Genomic DNA, 16,390 nt, shown 5'->3' with positions numbered 1-16,390 from the left:
GCCCTAAGCAGTAAGCTTTAAGTGAACACCTTTATGGCATCATCAAAGCTCATTGCTTAGCGCTGACATCAGACTGTTTTGATGGGGTTTTCTTACAGCTTCAAGCTTACGGCTTAAGGCTGAGAAGATGGTGGAGCCAAGCGGGATCGAAGTCGTGCGCGACCCCAGGCTGACCACCTGACGTGCAAGGCACGGCGCTCTCCCAGCTGAGCTAAGGCCCCTAAAACCGCTGTAAGCTGTAAGCCATAAGCTTCAAGCTAACCCTAGCTCGCGATTCCAAGGGGGTTATCTTACAGCTTCAAGCTTATAGCTTAAGGCTAGAGATTGGTGGGTCTGGGCAGACTTGAACTGCCGACCTCACCCTTATCAGGGGTGCGCTCTAACCAACTGAGCTACAGACCCGGCTAACCACTGGGTCCGCGACCCAAACAGTCTTTGCTCTGGCCGATCAGGTAATTCATTGTGAGCACTTGCCGCGAGGCGGCGATATGTCGTTTAAGGAGGTGATCCAGCCGCAGGTTCCCCTACGGCTACCTTGTTACGACTTCACCCCAGTCATGAACCACACCGTGGTGATCGCCCTCCGAAGTTAGGCTAACCACTTCTGGTGCAGTCCACTCCCATGGTGTGACGGGCGGTGTGTACAAGGCCCGGGAACGTATTCACCGCGACATTCTGATTCACGATTACTAGCGATTCCGACTTCACGGAGTCGAGTTGCAGACTCCGATCCGGACTGACGATCGGCTTTATGGGATTAGCGCACTCTCGCGAGTTGGCAACCCTTTGTACCGACCATTGTAGCACGTGTGTAGCCCTAGCCGTAAGGGCCATGATGACTTGACGTCGTCCCCACCTTCCTCCGGTTTGTCACCGGCAGTCTCCCTAGAGTTCCCGACCGAATCGCTGGCAAATAGGGACAAGGGTTGCGCTCGTTACGGGACTTAACCCAACATTTCACAACACGAGCTGACGACAGCCATGCAGCACCTGTCTGTAGAGTTCCCGAAGGCACGAATCCATCTCTGGAAACTTCTCTCGATGTCAAGGGTAGGTAAGGTTCTTCGCGTTGCATCGAATTAAACCACATGCTCCACCGCTTGTGCGGGCCCCGTCAATTCATTTGAGTTTTAACCTTGCGGCCGTACTCCCCAGGCGGTCGACTTATCGCGTTAACTGCGCCACTAAAGTCCGCGAAGGACCCAACGGCTAGTCGACATCGTTTACGGCGTGGACTACCAGGGTATCTAATCCTGTTTGCTACCCACGCTTTCGCACCTCAGTGTCAGTGTCAGTCCAGAAGGCCGCCTTCGCCACTGGTATTCCTCCCGATCTCTACGCATTTCACCGCTACACCGGGAATTCTACCTTCCTCTCCTGCACTCTAGCCTGACAGTTCCGAATGCCGTTCCCAGGTTGAGCCCGGGGCTTTCACAACCGGCTTATCAAGCCACCTACGCGCGCTTTACGCCCAGTAATTCCGATTAACGCTCGCACCCTCCGTATTACCGCGGCTGCTGGCACGGAGTTAGCCGGTGCTTCTTCTGTGGGTGATGTCCTTCTTCCGGGGTATTAACCCGAAAGCCTTCTTCCCCACTGAAAGTGCTTTACAACCCGAAGGCCTTCTTCACACACGCGGCATGGCTGGATCAGGGTTGCCCCCATTGTCCAATATTCCCCACTGCTGCCTCCCGTAGGAGTCTGGGCCGTGTCTCAGTCCCGAGTGTGGCTGATCATCCTCTCAGACCAGCTACGGATCGTCGCCTTGGTGAGCCATTACCTCACCAACTAGCTAATCCGACATAGGCTCATCCGATAGCGCAAGGTCCGAAGAGCCCCTGCTTTCTCCCGTAGGACGTATGCGGTATTAGCCTGAGTTTCCCCAGGTTATCCCCCACTACCGGGCAGATTCCTATGCATTACTCACCCGTCCGCCGCTCGACGCCCGGGAGCAAGCTCCCGTCGTTTCCGCTCGACTTGCATGTGTTAGGCCTGCCGCCAGCGTTCAATCTGAGCCATGATCAAACTCTTCAGTTTAAGATCATATAGTTCTTGCCCTCCCGAAGGAGGAAGCGAACCAAACTTGGCTCAAGGTTCAAACGTCTCGTTTGACGAGTCGCTTGCCTTGATAATGGTGTGACTTCTCACCACCTCATCGACAAGCGCCCACATGAATTACCTGATCGATTGTTAAAGAGCGGCTCCGGGCTCTCTAAAGAGTGGAGCGTCTCGCTTGCTGCCGTGACCGGAGCTTCCGGCCTCGCCAGCGCCCTGCGAGGAAGGCGCATTCTACTGAGCCGGCCGAGTTTGTCAACTCTCTTCGCCGCCTCACTGCCGTGAGCGTGGCGTCGAAGCCCAGCGTTGCTGGTGGCCGCCCAGAGTCCCTGACGGGCCTCTGTATCGAGTGGGGCGCATTCTACCGAACCCGCCGCGGGCGTCAAGTCAGAATTTTGCGAAGCGATTCGAAAAACCCAAAGAGAGACAACCACTTACCACTCTCGTCACCGCCTGCAACGTTGCCCGTCGCCGGCAGCGGATGCGTACTTTACGGCTTTCCCCCGCCGGACGCAAGCCCACTTGTAAAAAACTTTCCGCTCGGCCGGCGAAACGATCCACACCCCCTCCGACAGCCCACCGCCTGTGGATGACAGCCGAGTCAGCTCGCCGGTTTGGCACGGCTCGCCCGGTCCAGCAGGGAGAGGATCGAACGATAGGGGATTCCGCCGTGCTGGGAAAGGCCAATCTCGCAGGTGCGCGAATTGGAATAGCCGGCGTCGCAGTCGGCCACCTGAACCGCCAGCCCCTTGAGCGCCGAGGCATTGAGCTCCGGGGTCACCAGCCCCTTGTCGCCAGCGAAGCCGCAGCAGGTAACCTCGGCGGGAACTACCACCTCACGAGCACAGGCCCGTGCCAGGCCGACCATCTTGTCGCCCAGGCCCATATGGGTGCTGGAGCAGGTGACATGCACCGCCACCCGCTCGTCGAGGGGCGAGAGCTCAAGCCTGGGCAGCAGGTGGTCGTGGGCGAAGGCAACCGGCTCCTGCAGCGAGAGTCGCTCGTCGAGCCGCGACTGGATATGCAGCACGCAGGGACTGGTATCGCTGATCACCGGATAGCGACCGTTCTGGCTGGCAACCAGCAGCTCCCGATTGAGCTCCTGGGCCTTGGCGGTCGCCTCATCGAACTGCCCCTTGGACTGGAACGCCATCCCGCAGCAGAGCCGCCCGCTCTGCTGGGGCACGATCACCTCGAAGCCGGCCCGCTCGAGCAACGTCAGGGTAATCTCCATGATCGAACGACTCTCGTCATCGCCGTAGCTGGCCCCAAAGACCCGGGTGGCGCAGGAGGGCAGGTAGACCACCTTGTCCTTGCCGGCCGATGAGCGTGGCGGCTGCGCGAGCACTCGGATCGGCGCCGCCTTGGGGAGTGCCGGGACCCACTGGGGCACTCGGTTACCGCTGAGCCGAGTGACCGCGCCGCTGACCTTCGACAGCCCTCGATCGCCCAGCACCCGACGGCCGATGCCGGCCAGGCCGAGCACACCGCGAGCCGCCCGGGTGGCGCCGTCGAAGTGGCGGCCGATTCGACGTGCCAGGCCGGCACGGTGGCCCAGTCGACGATGGCGCATCTCACGAACCAGCTCGCCGGTGTTGATACCCACCGGGCACTGAGTGGCACAGAGGCCGTCCACCGCACAGGTCTCGTCACCAGCGTAGCGATAGTCCTGGCGCAGCCGCGCTAGTCGCTCGGTTTCCCGGGCGTCGAGGCTGTCACCAAGCGCCTCGAGCCGGGCCATCTCACGGGCGATGACGATCCGCTGACGCGGGGTCAGGGTCAGATCCCGCGACGGGCAGACATGCTCGCAGAAGCCGCACTCGATGCACTTGTCGACGATGGGGTCGGCGGCGGGCAGCGGCTTGAGATTTTCCAGGTGCAGGGTCGGATTGCGGCTCAGGATCACCTCGGGATTGAGCAGGTTTTCCGGGTCGAACAGCGCCTTGATCTCCCACATCAGGGCGTAGGCCTCGGGCCCCCATTCCAGCTCCACGTAGGGTGCCATGTTGCGTCCGGTGCCGTGTTCGGCCTTGAGCGAGCCGCCATATTCGACGCCGACCAGCTGGGCCACCTCATCCATCAGCGCTTGGTAGCGCTCCACCTCGCCGGGCTTCTCGAAGCCCTGGGGAAGACGAAGTGCAGATTGCCCTCCAGGGCATGGCCGAAGAGGATGGCGTCGTGATAGCCGTGGCGGTGGAAGATATCGGTCAACGCCAGCACGCCCTCGTCGAGGCGTTCGATGGGGAAGGCCACGTCCTCGATGATCACGGTGGTGCCGGTCTCGCGCACCGCCCCCACGGCGGGAAAGAGCCCCTTGCGGATCTTCCAGTAGAGCGCGTAGGTGGCGGCGTCGCGGGTGAAGGCCACCGGCTCCAGGGTCTCGATGCCCTCCAGGGTCGCCTGAACCTCGGTGAGACGCGCCGCGAGCTCGTCATCGTCGTTGCCGCGCACATCCACCAGCAGCGCCGCCGCCCCCTCGGGCAGCGTCTTGAGCACCGCCGGCATGCCGGCCTGGTCTTCTACCGAATGCAGTGCGGCGCGATCCATCAGCTCCACCGCCGACACCGGCGCCTGCTTGAGGGCGATGGTGGCCCGGCAGGTGGTGGCCATGTCGGGGAAGAAGGCCAGCGCCGCCGCCTTCAGCGGCTCATCCACCACGGTGTCGTAAGTGATGGTGCTGATGAAGCCCAGGGTGCCCTCGGAGCCGATCATCAGGTGCTTGAGGATCTCGATGCCATCCTCGAAGTCCACCAGGCTGTTGAGGGCGTAGCCGGTGGTGTTCTTGAGCCGGTACTTGTGGCGGATGCGCTCGGCCAGCGCCTCGTTGCCGCGGGTCTCGGCCGCGAGACGCTCCAGCCCCTCCACGAGCGCGGCATGGCGACGGCGAAAGGCGGCAACGCTGGCCGGATCCGCCGTATCCAGCCGGGTGCCGTCGGCGAGGATCACCCGCAGGTCGCGCACCGTGCGATAGCTGTTCTGCGCGGTGCCGCAGCACATGCCCGAGGCGTTGTTGGCAGCGATACCGCCGATCATGCAGCTGCCGATAGAGGCCGGGTCCGGACCGATCTTGCGGCCGTAGGGGGCCAACAGCGCATTGGCCCTCGCCCCGATCACCCCGGGCTGCAGCCGAATCGCGCGGCCCGCCTCGAGGATTTCATGGCCACGCCAGCCCTCGCCCATCTGGATCAGCACCGAATCGGTGACCGCCTGCCCGGAGAGGGAAGTCCCGGCGGCGCGAAAGGTCACCGGCAGCCGGCGCGAGCGGCACTCGGCCAGCACCGTCATCAGCTCCTCTTCCGTTTCGGGCCGCACCACCAGCTGAGGCACCAGGCGATAGAAGCTGGCATCGGTGCCGTAGGCCAGGGTGCGCAGCGGATCGTCGATCAGCCGCTCGGGGGGAGCGTGCCGCGCAGGGCTTCGAGCAGTTGCTTGTAGGGGGCGTTCATGGCGGCTCTCGATCAGCGGAAGTGGTAGGGGCAAGCGTTGCAACGCCAGGCAGGGAGAGGCTCACGGCGAGGCGGTCGTCGAGCCGGCCCCTAGCATGGCGGGAGGCCAGCCCGGTCATTCAGCCGATCTCTTGGCTGGCGCCCGCCACCAGCGAGCTGGGTCCGAGATCGGCAATGCTGCGCGCACCGGTGAGCGTCATCGCCACCCGCATCTCCTTTTCGAAGAGGTCGAGCAGGTGGGCAACGCCCGACTCGCCGGCAGTGGCAAGCGCATAGAGGAAAGCGCGTCCCAGCAGCACGGTGTCGGCGCCCAGGGCGATCATCCGCACGACATCCAGGCCGTTGCGCACGCCGGAATCGGCAAGAATGGCAAGATCGCCCTTTACCGCATCGGCGATGGCCGGCAGGGCCCGCGCCGTCGAAGGAACCCCGTCGAGCTGGCGACCGCCGTGATTGGAGACGACGATGCCATCCGCGCCGAAGCGGACCGCGTCACGGGCATCATCGGCGTCGAGTATTCCCTTGATGATCATCGGACCGTCCCAGAGTTCGCGAATCCACTCCAGGTCCTTCCAAGAGATGGAAGGGTCGAAGTTGTCCCCTAGCCAGGCGATGTAGTCTTCGAGCTCGGTCGGCTGGCCGCGGTACTCCGACACGTTACCCAGGTCATGAGGGCGACCGTGAATGCCAACGTCCCAGGCCCAGAAGGGGTGCGTCGCCGCCTGGAGCATGCGCCGAATCGGCGCGTGCTTGCCGCTCATGCCGGAATGCGCATCACGATAGCGCGCCCCCGGCACCGGCATGTCGACCGTGAAGACCAGCGTCTTGACGCCGGCCGCCTTGGCTTTCTCCAGGACATGCTTCATGAAGCCCCTGTCCTTGAGCACATAGAGCTGAAACCAGATGGGACGATCGACCGCAGAGGCCACCTCATCGATGGGACACACCGATACCGTCGACAGCGTGAAGGGGATCCCCTTGCTGGCAGCGGCGCGTGCCGCCTGAACCTCGCCGCGCCTGGCGTACATGCCGGTCAGCCCGACCGGTGCCAGCGCCACCGGCATGGCGAGCGGCTCACCGAACAGCTCGGTCGAAAGCGACAGGGTCGACATGTCCTTCAGTACGCGCTGGCGCAAGGCAATACCGGCCAGGTCCTCGACGTTACGCCGCAGCGTATGTTCGGCGTAGGCGCCCCCGTCAGCGTAGTGAAAGAGAAAGGGGGAATACGGCGCCTTGCTGCTTGGCGGTAGTCCGTGGATGCTGAAATGATCATGGCGAACCCTGTGCAGTTGATGCGCCGCCCGAGCCGTATGACCCCAGAGATCCTGGCAAGCACTCAGCGGGAATTGGCAGAATAGGCGGACGAAGCGCACCGCAATAGCGGGAAATTGGTAAAACCAATTGACCGAAATAAGTCTGAGAACCTTAGGGGCAGCCCTCCGCAGTGTCAAACCGGAGAGGGGCTTTTACCGGCCACAGCGCCCTATACTTTGGTATTAATGGCGAGAACTCCCGGACAACTCGCTGATATCCGGATGAGTTTTGTCGAGCCTGCTGCATTGCATCGCGCTGAAAATCGCGCCATTATTGGTAAGACCAATTAAGATCCCCGACGGCTCTTCAGGAACCGCTGCATGACCTATCAGACCCTGCGCCAGCCCAAGCTGGCCGATGTGATCACCGAGCGCCTCGAGGCCATGATCCTCGAAGGCAGCCTGAAGCCGGGGCAGCGCCTCCCCCGGAGCGCGAGCTGGCCGAGCGCTTCGGCGTTTCGCGCCCTTCGCTACGCGAAGCCATCCAGAAGCTATCCACCCGCGGCCTGCTGACCAGTCGCCAGGGCGGCGGCACCTTCGTGACCCATGAGCTCAACAGCGGCTACAGCGACCCGCTGCTGGACATGCTCTCCCGGCATCAGGAGTTTCACCTCGACCTGCTCGAATTTCGCGACGCCATGGAGGGCATCTCCGCCTACTACGCCGCCCTGCGTTCGACCCCCGCCGACAAGGCGATGCTGATCAAGCGCTTCGAGGAGCTGGAGGCCTGCTTCGCCGGACGCGACCCGGAGCTCGAGGCCAAGGCCGACGCCGCCTTCCACCTGGCCATCGCCGAGGCTGGCCATAATGTGCTGCTGCTGCATACCATCCGCGGCATCTTCCACCTGCTGGAGAAGAGCATCGTCGACAACCTAGCCCACCTGTTCGAGAAGCCCCAGTCGCGCCCGCTGCTGATGAAGCAGCACCGCGCGCTGCTGGACGCCATCCTAGAGGGCCGGGCCGAGGATGCTCGCGCCAGGGCCCACGAGCACCTGGTCTTCGTCGAGGAGGAGCTGCTGGAGATGGAGCGCGCCGAGACCCGCGCCCAGCGCGCCCTGCGTCGCGCCCAGGCACTACCCGAACACAGCAGCTGAGGACGCCTGCCGTTGAGTCCCCCGCTTCGCCCTCCCCGGCTACGCCGTCCGCTGCGCTGGCTGCTGCTGTCGCTGCTGTCTCTGGGCCTGGCCTTGACCGCCTGGCAGGCCGCCCAGGTGGCCCGCGAGCAGGCCCTGCAGAGCCTGGTTCGCGAAGCCGAGAATGAGCTGCGCCTCTCGGCGGCCGGCCTCGAAGGTCACCTTACCCGCCACGACTACCTGCCGCAGCTGCTGGCGTCCCGCGAGATGGTCAAGCGCTTTCTCGCCCGGCGGGGGCCTCAGGATCCCATGCTGCTCAACCGGCTGCTGGACCAGTTCCGCGCCGTAGCCGACGTGTCCGACGTCTACCTACTCGATCGTCACGGCACCACCCTGGCCGCCAGCAACTGGCATATGGAGAACACCTTCATCGGCCACAACTACGCCTTTCGCAGCTACTACCAGGATGCCATCGCCGGAGGCCGCGGTCGCTTCTTCGGGCTCGGCACCCAGTCGCTCGAACGCGGCTACTACTTTCGGCCCCGGTATGGCTCGATGAGACCTCCCCCGATGCCCGCCCCGACGGCGTCATGGTGGTCAAGGTGCTGCTCGACGCCGTGGAGGAGAGCTGGGCGGAGCAGGACGCCGAGCTGCTGGTCAGCGACGGCGACGACATCATCTTCATGGCCAGTCGCCCGGAGCTGCGCATGGCGGCCCTGCAGCCGCTGTCGGATGAGGAGCGCGAAACGCTGCTCGCCACCCGACGCTACGCCGACGAGCCTCTGCCCCCTTCCCATATCGAGGTCGAGGAGCGGCGCCCGGACGGCAGCCGCCTGGTCAAGTTCACTCATGGCCCCCTCTCGGAGGCGCGCTACCTCGGCCTGACCCGCCACATGAACGCCTATGGCTGGGACATGCATATCCTCAAGCCGCTCGACAGCGTCTACCAGGCGCAGTGGCTCGCCGCCGCTCTCGCCGGCGGCCTCTACGGCGTGGTCGTGCTGGCCGGCGGCGTTGGCTGGCAGCGCCTGCGGCTACGCCGCGAACGGGAGCTGTTTGCCGAGCGCGAGCGGCGCACCCTGGCCCACGCCCGCGACGAGCTGGAGCGCAACGTGGCCCGGCGCACCCGCGACCTGGTCGAGACCAATCGCCGCCTCTCGGGCGAAATCGAGGAGCGCCGCCGCGCGGAGGAGAGCCTGCGCCAGACCCAGGACGAGCTGATCCAGGCCGCCAAGCTGGCGGTGCTGGGCCAGCTTGCTGCCGGCATCAACCACGAGCTCAACCAGCCGCTGGCCGCCATCCGCGCCTATGCCGAGAACGCCCGCGCCTTCCTCGAGCGGTCGCGCCTGGAGGCCGCCAACAGCAACCTCGAGCAGATCGTCGATCTCACCTCGCGCATGGCCGAGATCAGCGCCCAGCTGCGCCAGTTCTCGCGCAAGAGCGGCGGCGCCCTGACCCCCGTCTCGGTGCCCGCCTGCTTCGACTACGCCCTGCGCCTCTATCAGGGGCGGCTACGCAGCGCCGGGGTGGCGGTCGAGCGCGCCTGGGCGGACGAGGACATCTGGGTCCAGGCCGACCTGGTGCGCCTGGAGCAGGTGCTGGTCAACCTGATCGGCAACGCGCTCCAGGCCATGGCCAACACCCCCGACCCGCGCCTGACGCTGAGCATCGAGCGCGACGGCAAGCAGGTTCGCATCGGCGTGGCCGACAACGGCCCCGGCATCGCCGAGCCGCATCTGCCGCGCATCTTCGAACCCTTCTTCACCACCAAGTCGCCCGGCAGCGGGCTGGGGCTTGGCCTGTCGATCTCCTCGCGCATCATCGATGATCTCGGCGGCCACCTTGCCGCCGCCAACCGGCCTGGCGGCGGCGCCCTGTTCACCATTATCCTGCCGCGTGAGAGCAGCCCCGATCGCCACCCCCTACGCACTCCCAGGAGCAGTCATCCCATGCATGAGCCGGCGACCGCCCCGGTCCTGATCATCGACGACGAGCCCCATCTGCGGATCACCGCCGGTCAGACCCTGGAGCTGGCCGGCTACCTGCCCGAGCCCCATGAGAGCGCCGAAAGCGCGCTGGCCTCCCTGATGCCGGACTTCCCGGGGGTGATCGTCAGCGATATCCGCATGCCCGGCATGGACGGCATGGCCCTGCTGCGGGAGGTACGGCTTCGCGACCCCGATCTGCCGGTCATACTGATCACCGGCCACGGCGATATCTCCACCGCCGTGGAGGCCATGCGCGAAGGCGCCTGGGATTTCCTGGAGAAGCCCTTCGCCGGCGAGCGGCTGGTGGAGATGGTGCGTCGCGGCATCGAGAAGCGCCGCCTGAGCCTGGAGAACCGCCGCCTCAAGGCGGAGCTGGAAGCCCAGCAGTCGGCCCCCGGCCCGCGCCTGGTGGGGCGTACCCCGGCGATCCAGCGCCTGGCTTCCATGGTGCAGCGTATCGGCCAGGTGGAGACCGACGTGCTGCTGTTTGGTGAGACCGGCACCGGCAAGGATCTGGTGGCGCGAGCCATCCACGAGCGCAGCCCCCGGGGCGGCCACCCCTTCGTGGCCATCAACTGCGGCGCGGTGCCCGAAAGCATCATCGAATCGGAGCTGTTCGGCCACGAGAAGGGCGCCTTCACCGGCGCCGTGGAGCGGCGCATCGGCAAGTTCGAGCACGCCAACGGCGGCACCGTCTTCCTCGACGAGATCGAGTCGATGCCCCTGGCGCTGCAGGTCAAGCTGCTGCGGGTGCTGCAGGAGCGCTGCGTGGAGCGTCTCGGCGCCAACGAGCCGGTGCCGCTGGATATCCGGGTGATCGCCGCCACCAAGGTCGACCTCAAGGCCGCCGCCGAGGCCGGGGAGTTTCGCGAGGACCTCTACTACCGCCTCAACGTGGTGACCCTGCCGATCCCCGCCCTGCGCGAGCGTCGCGAGGACATCCCGCTGCTGTTCCAGCACTTCGCGGTGGTCGCGTCCAACCGCAGCGGCCTGGAGATGCCGCCGCTGGATACCAGCGACACCTCGACGCTGATGGCCCACGACTGGCCGGGCAACGTGCGCGAGCTACGCAACCTGGCCGAGCGCTATGTGCTGCTGGGCTCGGCCTTCGACTACCGCCTCGACGCCCTGCTCGAGGGGGTCGAGACCGAGACCAGCGAGCTGGCCCTGCCCCAGCAGGTGGAGCTGTTCGAGAAGAGCCTGATCAGCCAGTCGCTGGCCAGCCACCATGGACGCATCACCGAGGTGTGCGAGCATCTGGGGCTGCCGCGCAAGACCCTCTACGACAAGCTGCGCAAGTACAGCCTGAAAGCCGAGGACTATCGCCACAAGGCTGCGCCCTGACCCAGCAGCCCCCACAGCACCGGCCAGGAGGGCAGCCAGGGGGCCAGCGCCAACCCCGCCATCAGCATCGCCAGGGTGTTGCCGGGCACCTTCCAGTCAAACGGCTTGATCGCGGTGCCGAAGGAGCGCTTGATGCGCGCCCCGGTCAGATCGACGCTATAGCACTCGTCGAGGGCGAGATGGATGACGAAGCCCACCGTCACGGCGAGCCCGTGCAGCCACGCCAGCCGCTCCGGCTGATCCAGCAGCCGAAAGCTCAGCGCCGCCGCGGCCAGCCCGCAGAGCCCGGCGGCCAGCAGCGAGTGCCAGATGCCGCGATGCACGGTGAAACGGGAGAACAGCGCCCCGGCCAGATAGCGCACGACCAGATAGAGGCCGCCGCAGGCCATCAGCAGCGGCCCCGGTGCCAGCCGCGACTGCAGCAGCAGCGCGCCGAGGACCACCGCCGGCACCGCCAGCAGGTTGAAGATCAGGCGGATCGCCTTCGAGCGGTCGGCGTCGATATCGGGCAGGATGCCGCCGAAGGTCACCAGCCCCAGTACCGCCGCCCCCTGCCACAGGTCCCACAGGCCGGCCTGCCAGCCACCATGAGCCAGCACCGCGCCGCCGGCGGCGGCCACGCCAAGATGGGTGCGAAAGTTGGCCATGCCGGGGCGAGCCCTCGATAGCTGGATAAATCACCAGATTATCGCCCGCGCCGGCATGGTAAAACAATGGGTTAGGACGCGAGATATTCGTCCTTGAGCCTGACGTAGTTGGCCGCGGTGTAGGGGAAGAAGGCGCGCTCGCTCTCCTTGATCGGCCGCAGCGCCCTGGCCGGGTTGCCGGCATAGACGTGACCGCCCTCGAGCCGCTTGCCCGGGGTCACCACCGCCCCGGCGGCAATGATCACCTCGTCCTCCACCACGGCGCCATCCATGACGATGGCGCCCATGCCCACCAGGATGCGACTGCCCAGCGTGCAGCCATGCAGGATCGCCTTGTGGCCGATGGTGACATCGTCGCCGATGGTCAGCGGGAAGCCGTCGGGATTGAAGTCGCTGGCATGGGTGATGTGCAGCACGCTGCCATCCTGCACGCTCACTCGGGCGCCGATGCGGATACGGTGCATGTCGCCGCGCACCACCGCCATGGGCCATACCGAGCAGTCGTCGCCCAGCACCACGTCGCCCAGCACCACGCTGGCCGGATCCACATAGACCCGCTCGCCCCGCGCGGGCATCACCCCCTTCCAGGGGCGCAGGGAATCACTGCTCATCGTTCACCTCCCTCTGCCGGCCAGCGGCCGGCCGCTTTCGTTTCAGTCAGACCCGCTCAAAGCAGGCTGGCCGCCAGCACCACCAGGGTCAGCGGGATGGAGACCCAGCGCACCACCCCCTGCCACAGCCGGAACCCCGCCTCGCCCACGTTTAGAGCGGCGCGGGCGTCCTCCCGACGCATCACCCAGGCGGCGAAGATCGCGATCAGCAGGCCGCCCACCGGCAGGAAGAACTCGGTGGGAATCGTCGTCACCAGGTCGAAGACGTTCATGCCCGCCACCGGCCGCCAGTCGGCCAGCGTCGAGAACGACAGCACCGAGAGCAGGCCCACCAGCCACACCGCTACCCCGATGATGCCCGCCGCCTGGCCGCGCTTGAGCCCCAACCCCTGCAGGGTGGCCACCATCGGCTCGGCCAGGTTGATCGACGAGGTCCAGGTCGCCAGCAGCAGCAGCAGGAAGAAGACGCTGAGCCACAGCGCCCCCATGGCAGCTCGGCGAAGGCCACCGGAAGGGTGACGAACATCAGCCCCGGCCCCTCGCCGGGGTCCATGCCCTGGGCGAACACCACCGAGAAGATCGCGATGCCGGCGAGCAGCGCCACGGTCACGTCGAGCACCGCCACCGCGCCGGCGGCCTGGGGCAGGCTCTGGCGGTCGGGCATATCGGCACCATAGGCCATCAGCGCACAGGCCCCCACCGCCAGGGTGAAGAAGGCGTGGCCCATGGCGTGCAGCACCACCATCGGCGTGATGGCGGAAAAGTCCGGCTGGAACAGCCAGGTCAACGCCGGGCCGAACCCCTCGGTGGTAGCGGCATAGCCGGCCAGCAGCACCAGCAATAGATAGAGCAGCGGCATCAGCAGGTTGTTGAGCCGCTCGAGCCCCTGGCCACCCCGGCGGCCACCACCGTCATGGTCATGAACAGAAACAGCGTATGGTTGAAGGTCATGCGCCGCGGATCGGCGAGGAAGGCCTCGAAGCCGGCGCCGATCTCGGCGGCGCTGCGACCGACGAAGTCACCGTTCACCGAGCTGATCAGAAACTCGATCGACCACCCGGAGACCACCGAATAGAACGAGAGGATGCAGAACACCGTAAAGGCGCCGAACAGCCCCAGCAGCCGCCAGTAGCCGCTGGCCCCGGCCGCCGCGGCCAGGTGGCCCAGCGACTGCATGGGGCTGCGCCGACCGGCGCGGCCGACCAGGATCTCGGCCATCATCACCGGCAGGCCCAGCAGCAGCACGAAGGCGATATACAGCACCAGGAAGGCGGCCCCGCCGTTCTCGCCGGTGATATAGGGAAAGCGCCAGATATTGCCCAGCCCCACCGCCGCGCCGGTCACCGCCAGGATGAAGGCGCGCCGCGTGCTCCAGCGCTCCAGGGTTGCACTCATGCCGTCGACCTCTCAGGGGAAAGCCCGCAAGCCTATCAGGCCGGCATTAGCGGCACCAAACCCTTTGACGGCATTGAAACCCGCTGCACTCGGCCGCATCTAACGTCATCATTGACCGTTCCCCCAGCCGCATTAGAGGTGCGCATGTCCCACAACCCCCTGCTCGACGCCCACGACCTGCCGCCCTTCAAGGAGATCCTGCCTGAGCACGTGGCGCCGGCCATCGAGAAGCTGCTAGCCGACAATCGCGCCGCCATCGACCGCCTGGTCGCCCAGGCCGAGCAGGAGACGCCCAGCTGGGAGAGCCTGGCGGCTCCCCTGGAGGCCCTCAACGACCGCCTCGCCCGGGCCTGGTCACCGGTCTCGCACCTCAACGGCACCATGAACTCGCCGGCCCTGCGCGAGGCGTATCAGGCCTGTCTGGAGCCGCTCTCCGCGTACAGCACCTGGCTCGGCCAGCACGAGGGGCTGTTCCGTGCCTGGCGCGCACTCAAGGAGGGCCCCGCCTGGGACAGCCTCGACGAGGCCCAGCGGCGCAGCGTCGACAACACCCTGCGCGACTTCCACCTGGCCGGCGTCGACCTGCCGGCGGAAAAGAAGCAGCGCTACGGCGAGATCAAGGCGCGCCTCTCCGCTCTTGGCAATACCTTCTCCAACCAGCTGCTGGATGCCACCCAGGCCTGGCACAAGGACATCGCCGAGGCCGAACGACTGGCCGGACTGCCCGACAGCGCCCTGGCCACCCTGGCGGCCAACGCCGAGGCCAAGGGCATCGACGGCTACCGCATCACCCTGGACTTTCCGAGCTTCTATCCGGTGCTGACCTTCGCCGACGACCGCGAGCTGCGCCGCGAGGTCTACACCGCCTTCATCACCCGCGCTTCCGACCAGGGCCCCCATGCCGGCGAGTACGACAACGCCCCGATCATCGAGGAGACCCTGGCCCTGCGCCACGAACTCGCCGAGCTGCTGGGTTTCACCACCTATGCCGACCTGTCGCTGGCCACCAAGATGGCCGAGTCACCGCGTCAGGTGCTTGACTTCCTTGAGGACCTGGCCCGACGCGCCGTGCCCCAGGCCCGCGAGGAGTTTGCCGAGCTCGAGACCTACGCTCGCGATGCGCTGGGCCTGAACGAGCTCGCCCCCTGGGACGTGGGCTACGCCAGCGAGAAGCTGCGCGAGGCGCGCCACGCCATCTCCCAGGAGCAGCTGCGGCCCTACTTCCCCGCCCCGCGGGTGGTGGACGGCCTCTTCCGGGTGGTGGAGCGCCTGTTCGGCGTCACCTTCGTGGAGGATGCCGAGGCGCCGCGCTATCACCCCGACGTGCGCTTCTTCCGCATCCTGGAGGGGGAGACGCCCATCGCCGGCTTCTACCTGGATCTCTACGCCCGTGAGGGCAAGCGCGGCGGCGCCTGGATGGACGAGTGCCGTGTCCGCCGCCTGGAGGGCGACACCCTGCAGCTGCCGGTGGCCTACCTGACCTGCAACTTCACCCGTCCGGTGGGCGATCGCCCGGCGCTGTTGACCCACGACGAGGTCACCACCCTGTTCCACGAGTTCGGCCACGGCCTGCACCACATGCTCACCCGGCAGACGGTGGCCGACGTGTCCGGCATCAACGGCGTGGCCTGGGACGCGGTGGAGCTGCCCAGCCAGTTCATGGAGAACTTCTGCTGGGAGCGCGAAGGGCTCGACCTGATCGCCGGCCACGTCGACAGCGGCGAGCCGCTGCCCGCCGAGCTGCTCGAGCGGCTGCAGGCGGCCAGGAACTTCCAGTCGGCCATGGGGCTGGTGCGCCAGCTGGAGTTCTCGCTGTTCGACCTGCGCCTGCACCACGAGCTGACCGCCCCGGACGCCGCCCAGGTCCAGGCCCTGCTCGACGCGGTGCGCGACGCCGTCTCGGTGGTGCCCCGCGCCCCCTTCAACCGCTTCCAGAACGGCTTCAGCCATATCTTCGCCGGCGGCTATGCGGCAGGCTATTACAGCTACAAGTGGGCCGAGGTGCTCTCCGCCGACGCTTGGAGCGCCTTCGAGGAAAGCGGTATCTTCGACGCCGAGACCGGGCGGCGCTTCCGTCGCGAGATCCTCGAGCCGGGCGGTGCCCGCGATGCCGCGGAGCTGTTCCGCGCCTTCCGCGGCCGCGAGCCCAGCGTCGAGCCGCTGCTGCGCCACAGCGGTATTCGCGCCGCCTGAAGCCGGTGCCGCCCCCTGGCGGCACCCACCGAAGCCTGCCGCCGGGGACGCCCGGCGGCTGACATTAGGGGAGATACCATGGCCGTGCCAAAACGCTTTATCGCCGGGGCCATCTGTCCCCGCTGCGCCGCAATGGACCGCATCCGCGCCTGGGAGCAGAACGGCATCCGCTACCGCGACTGCGTCAACTGCGATTTCTTCGAGCAGCAAGCCATCGAGGATGACGCCATCCCCGAGCTCGAGACCCGCGTCAACCGCGAACGTGAAGAACAGCGCCGCAACACCGTCACCCCCGTGCGGATTCTCGACCCCGGGAGCCACTGAG

At 66.2% G+C, this 16,390-nt stretch carries 7 protein-coding genes, 1 tRNA gene, 1 rRNA gene and 5 pseudogenes; 6 read left to right on the top strand and 8 right to left on the bottom strand.

The window, feature by feature from the left end:
* Window positions 1-325: 325 nt before the first annotated feature.
* From ACSJDS_RS03970 to lldD, 5 genes and pseudogenes are all read right to left on the bottom strand, one after another.
* Window positions 326-402: transfer RNA gene (locus ACSJDS_RS03970), tRNA-Ile, on the bottom strand.
* A 94-nt stretch (window positions 403-496) separates the two neighbouring features.
* Window positions 497-2,037 (bottom strand): 16S ribosomal RNA (locus tag ACSJDS_RS03965).
* Window positions 2,038-2,656: 619 nt separating this feature from the next.
* Window positions 2,657-3,628 (bottom strand): (Fe-S)-binding protein, encoded by a 972-nt coding sequence (locus tag ACSJDS_RS03960; RefSeq protein ID WP_473034971.1) that lies wholly within the window; start codon window positions 3,626-3,628, stop codon window positions 2,657-2,659.
* An 81-nt stretch (window positions 3,629-3,709) separates the two neighbouring features.
* Window positions 3,710-5,340, bottom strand: a pseudogene (locus ACSJDS_RS03955) (FAD-binding oxidoreductase); the annotation flags it as partial.
* A gap of 280 nt (window positions 5,341-5,620) precedes the next feature.
* Window positions 5,621-6,774, bottom strand: a pseudogene (gene lldD / locus ACSJDS_RS03950) (FMN-dependent L-lactate dehydrogenase LldD).
* 361 nt (window positions 6,775-7,135) lie between these two features.
* Here lldD and ACSJDS_RS03945 point away from each other — a divergent pair.
* The 4 genes and pseudogenes from ACSJDS_RS03945 to ACSJDS_RS03930 all read left to right on the top strand — a co-directional run bounded on the left by ACSJDS_RS03945 (window position 7,136) and on the right by ACSJDS_RS03930 (window position 11,219).
* Window positions 7,136-7,908: pseudogene (locus ACSJDS_RS03945) on the top strand (GntR family transcriptional regulator).
* A 12-nt stretch (window positions 7,909-7,920) separates the two neighbouring features.
* A complete protein-coding gene (locus tag ACSJDS_RS03940) occupies window positions 7,921-8,772 on the top strand; it encodes a hypothetical protein (RefSeq protein WP_473032191.1) in 852 nt (283 codons plus the stop codon).
* 8 nt (window positions 8,773-8,780) lie between these two features.
* Window positions 8,781-9,728, top strand: a pseudogene (locus tag ACSJDS_RS03935) (sensor histidine kinase); the annotation flags it as partial.
* A 108-nt stretch (window positions 9,729-9,836) separates the two neighbouring features.
* Complete coding sequence (locus ACSJDS_RS03930) at window positions 9,837-11,219, top strand: sigma-54-dependent transcriptional regulator (RefSeq protein ID WP_473034970.1); 1,383 nt, start codon at window positions 9,837-9,839, stop codon at window positions 11,217-11,219.
* Here ACSJDS_RS03930 and ACSJDS_RS03925 read toward each other — a convergent pair.
* The 3 genes and pseudogenes from ACSJDS_RS03925 to ACSJDS_RS03915 form a co-directional block, all read right to left on the bottom strand.
* Window positions 11,195-11,866 carry a metal-dependent hydrolase gene (locus tag ACSJDS_RS03925; RefSeq protein WP_473032190.1) on the bottom strand — a complete coding sequence of 224 codons (672 nt, stop codon included), beginning with the start codon at window positions 11,864-11,866 and terminating at the stop codon, window positions 11,195-11,197. The two genes, ACSJDS_RS03930 and ACSJDS_RS03925, sit on opposite strands and share 25 nt — an antisense overlap.
* Window positions 11,867-11,937: 71 nt before the next feature.
* Window positions 11,938-12,477 (bottom strand): gamma carbonic anhydrase family protein, encoded by a 540-nt coding sequence (locus tag ACSJDS_RS03920; protein WP_473032189.1) that lies wholly within the window; start codon window positions 12,475-12,477, stop codon window positions 11,938-11,940.
* A 56-nt stretch (window positions 12,478-12,533) separates the two neighbouring features.
* Window positions 12,534-13,872: pseudogene (locus tag ACSJDS_RS03915) on the bottom strand (sodium-dependent transporter).
* Between the two features lie 144 nt (window positions 13,873-14,016).
* On the opposite strand from ACSJDS_RS03915, the gene prlC reads away from it, so the two are divergent.
* Entirely contained in the window at window positions 14,017-16,065 is a 2,049-nt protein-coding gene (gene prlC, locus ACSJDS_RS03910; RefSeq protein WP_473032188.1) for an oligopeptidase A, read from the top strand.
* A 78-nt stretch (window positions 16,066-16,143) separates the two neighbouring features.
* The gene (locus ACSJDS_RS03905; RefSeq protein WP_473032187.1) at window positions 16,144-16,389 is read left to right on the top strand and encodes a YheV family putative zinc ribbon protein; all 246 of its coding nucleotides are present in this window, start codon (window positions 16,144-16,146) and stop codon (window positions 16,387-16,389) included.
* The last annotated feature ends 1 nt before the right edge of the window (window position 16,390 follow it).

This window comes from Halomonas sp. SL18_1, from assembly GCF_055755715.1.
Note: the sequence above shows the minus strand (reverse complement) of the source record. Positions and strands in the feature narration are given on the sequence as shown.